Origin of the sequence: Paratractidigestivibacter sp. (genome assembly GCF_052362415.1) — a bacterium.
In the GTDB taxonomy this organism is placed as follows: Bacteria; Actinomycetota; Coriobacteriia; order Coriobacteriales; family Atopobiaceae; genus Paratractidigestivibacter.
Genome location: NZ_DAWEMK010000107.1, coordinates 2615 through 6001, shown reverse-complemented (window position 1 = coordinate 6001; position 3387 = coordinate 2615). Strand labels below are relative to the sequence as shown.

The window sequence follows — 3387 nt, the reverse complement described above, 5'->3', positions numbered from 1 at the left end:
CGCCGAGGCGATGGCGCCCCGGCCGGTGGTCTCGCTCAGGTGGGTGTAGCCCTCGGTGTCGAGCGTCGTCAGGATGAGGTTGCGCACCGCGGCGTCGTCCTCCACGACGAGTATCGCGGGGCGCGTCCCCGCATGGTTAGTGGTCGCAGCGGCCATGGTCTTCCCCTTCTTCTTCCTTGAGCTCGTAGAGCGGCAGCGAGAACTCGAACCGGCAGCCGCGCGGCTGCGCCTGCTCCAGTCGTATGGTGCCCCCGTGCGCCTCGACGATCGACTTGCACAGCGCGAGGCCGAGCCCGACGCTGCGCCTCGAGTCAGCCAAGGCATGGCTCGCCGTGTAGAAGGACTCGAAGACGTGGTCGCGGTCGCTCGGCGCGATGCCGGGTCCGTCGTCCTCCACGCAGACCACGGCCTCGTCGCCGCGCCGGCGCGAGGATATGCGTATGCGGGAGCCCTCCGGAGTATAGGTTATCGCGTTGTTCACGAGGTTTACGACGACCTGTACCATCAGCCGCGCGTCTACCTCGACGAGCAGGAGCTCCGGGCTCGGGTCTACCTCGATCCGGTGGAGCGAGGCGTCCGGGCTCACGTGGCGCAACGCCTCCTCGACCACGTCGTCGAGGAGCTCGGCCGTGGTCGTGAGCTGGACGCCGCCGTTCTCGAGCCTCGTGATGGCCAGCAGGTTCTCCACGGTCGCGTTGAGCCACATGGCGTCGGAGCGGATGTCCTTGAGCAGGCCGTCGCGCGCCTGCGCGTCGAGCGCCTCCCCGTTGGAAAGAAGCACGTCCGCATTGCCGGAGATGGCGGTGAGCGGCGTGCGGAGGTCGTGCGAGATCGACCTGAGGAGGTTTGCCCTCAGCTGCTCGTTCTTTGCCATGACCGCGGCCTTCTCGCGCTCCTCGAGCGCCTGCACGCGGTCGCAGGCGAGGGAGGCCTCGCCCGCGATGGCCTCCGCCTCGTTGCGCTCGGTCGGCAACGGGTCGCGGCCCTGCAGACAGGCACCTATGACGCCCACGATCTTCTCGTCGGCGCGAAGCGGCAGGTAGAGGCCGGATGCCGAGGGAAAGAGCTCCGTGCCGACCCCGACGATCTCCGCGTCCTGCTGTGCCCTGCGCGCCATGGGCAGCTCGATGACCGGGTCCGTCCGGGTGGCGTCCCCCGCGTCGAAGCGTTTCTGCGCGCCGAAGCCGTCGCCCGCGTCCGCGTACCAGACCACCGTCACGCCCATGAGCCTGGAGAGCTGCTCGCAGGTGGCGTCGATGATCTGGCCCTGCGTCGTGCAGCGGCGCAGGGCACGGTCCGCCTCGAGGATGACCCTCGTGCGGTTGAAGGCCTCGCGCGACGCGTGGAGCTCGCTTCGGAGCGTCATCGCCACGGTGCTGGCGACGAGGGCGACGATGAACATCACGGCGAAGGTGGCGGGGTAGGCCGTCCCCCACGCGGTCAGCGAGAACCGCGGCGTCGTAAAGAAGTAGTTGTAGAGCACGACCGAGAAGGCCGAGGCGAACAGGCAGTGCACGCGGCCGACGGTGAGCAGGGAGGCGCATAGCACCGCCAGAACATAGGTGATGACGATGCACGCCTCCATCCTGAACGCGTAGAAGGCGAGGCTGACGAGCGTGGCGAGCGCCATGAGCAAAAGCGTGCAGGCGAAGTCCCTCGCGTAGCGCGCGGGCGTGGGGTCGTCTGACCACGCGAACGCCTTGTTCCTCAGCCAATTGGCGCTCGGGGCGCCTGGCCTGACCATCGTGTCGTCTGTTCCTGTATGCTGCTCGGACACGCTCGCGACCTCGCTTTCGTCGACGGACCAAGGATATCGGGGGAGGCCGGGCCGGAACCCGCGGAGTTCATTGGGCCTCTAAAGCAGATTACTCTACACCCATTGCGCCACGCGGGCCTTCATTCCCGCGACGTCGAGCGTGCCCTCGGCGAAGCCCTTGCGGACGAGGAGCTCGGGTACGAGCTCGTCGTACTTCTCGAACGTGGGGACCTCGCCCGGGTAGATGAGCTCCATCGGGTCGGCGAGCGCCTCGGCCTCGTTTGCGATGACGGTGTAGAAGGCGCGCTCGTCGACCTCGGGCGCCATGATGAAGGTCATGTAGTACGGCCGCGAGGAGTCGAGCCCCTTGAGCCCCAGCTCCTTGGCGCACTTGATCTTGAGCAGGCGCTCGAGGGCGAGGAAGGCGTAGCTGCCGAGCCAGGGAAGCAGGCACCACATGTTGCCCCCGAGGTTGACGAGCGGTTCTTTGGTGAGGCCGCCGTTCCTGGCCACGCGGCGCGCCTGCGCAAGGCGTGCGCGGGCGTTCGGCTGCAGGTAGGGGTAGGGCGCGCTCTCGTCGAGGGCTCGGCGCATGCGCTCGAGGACGCGGGTGTTGATGTCTCCCGGGCACTCGCCGAAGTAGGCGGGCACGCGCCCCTTGACCTGCGTGACGTAGAGCAGGTGGCGCTTGTGGTCGACCTCCTCGACGATCCACACGTGGCCAGCGATGGCGACCTTCTCGCCGGGAGGGGGAGGGGCCACGAGCGTGCCGATCTCCTGCGACTCGCAGCGCACGGTGTACTCGACGTTCTCCTGGAACACGGCGTAGAACTTGTAGTTGTTGGTCACGCGCTCGCCGGCGAGGCCCACGATGAGCCCGCCCGCCTCGGTCGTCTCCACGTAGTCGTGCGCCAGCAGGAAGCGCAAGAGCTCGCGGAAGTCGTCGGCGCTCACGCGGCGGAACACGGTGAGGGTGAGCACGCGCGTGGCGAGCTGCGCGGGCGTGAGCTCGCCCTCGGACGCGAGGATGGCCAGTGTCTGGTGGCACAGCAGGCTGTAGGGCAGCCGGTCCAGGCGCGGCGGCTCGACCCAGCGCTCCTCACGGTAGAGCTGCACGAGGGCGATGCCCTGCAGCAGCTTCCAGGGGATGGTCTCGGGCGTGAGGGCGCGCGCCTCGGGCTGGTCCTCGCGCATGACGAACCACATCTCGGGTGGGGCGTCGCGCCGGCCCGTGCGGCCCATGCGCTGCAGGAAGCCGGAGACCGTGAAGGGCGCGTCGATCTGGAAGGCGCGCTCCAGGCGCCCCACGTCGATGCCGAGCTCGAGCGTGGCGGTGGCGACGATGGAAAGATCGCTCGCCTCGTCGCGCATGAGCTCCTCGGCCGACTCGCGGATCGAGGCAGATAAGTTGCCGTGATGGATGAGGAACCGGTCGGGCTCGCCGTTGTGCTCGCAGTAGGCGCGCAAGACCGTGCAGACGTCCTCCGCCTCCTCGCGCGAGTTGGTGAAGATGAGGCACTTCTTGCCCCGGGTGTGCTCAAAGATGTAGGCGCAGCCGGGGTCGGCGTTCGCGGGGGCGGAGTCGGTCGGCGACTCCGCCGTGGCCCGGGGGCTGATCTCCATGCTCGGGC

General features: G+C 68.5%; 2 protein-coding genes. Both read right to left on the bottom strand.

The genetic code is table 11. From position 1 onward, the window contains the following. Positions 1-136: 136 nt before the first annotated feature. Positions 137-1777, bottom strand: a complete 1641-nt coding sequence (locus tag ACT84W_RS09070) for an ATP-binding protein (protein WP_444328973.1) — start codon at positions 1775-1777, stop codon at positions 137-139. Positions 1778-1870: 93 nt separating this feature from the next. Then, a partial coding sequence (locus tag ACT84W_RS09065; RefSeq protein WP_444328972.1) for a helicase-related protein occupies positions 1871-3387 on the bottom strand: 1517 nt, incomplete at its 5' end.